The organism is Pseudoalteromonas sp. GW168-MNA-CIBAN-0100 (assembly GCF_040309225.1).
GTDB lineage: Bacteria > Pseudomonadota > Gammaproteobacteria > Enterobacterales > Alteromonadaceae > Pseudoalteromonas > Pseudoalteromonas arctica.
The window spans coordinates 1-248 of the sequence record NZ_JBEOOL010000899.1 but is presented as its reverse complement, the minus strand read 5'-3'; the positions used below and the strand labels follow the sequence as shown (position 1 = coordinate 248).

Sequence of the window (248 nt, the reverse complement as noted above, 5' to 3'; positions counted from 1 at the left end):
AGCCAAGGCACAGAAAACATGCGGGCATAAAAAAGGGCCCCAAAAAAGGCCATAAAAAACATGACTTCTGAAAAAATAAACCAGCTCATACCTTGTCTAAATGAGCGATCCATTTGTGCAGAATATAAACCTTGATGCGACTCTTCAATCACATTTTTAAACCAGCTAAACAGCATATAAAGCAATACGGCAATACCCACATACAGTAAGTAAACACCACTGCCTCCCTCTTTACCCATATCCATAAC

General features: G+C 39.5%; 1 protein-coding gene. It reads right to left on the bottom strand.

Annotated elements, in window-relative coordinates:
* Positions 1-248: cytochrome c oxidase subunit 3 (locus AAEY62_RS23910; RefSeq protein WP_350636956.1), on the bottom strand; the 248-nt coding region annotated here is incomplete at both ends.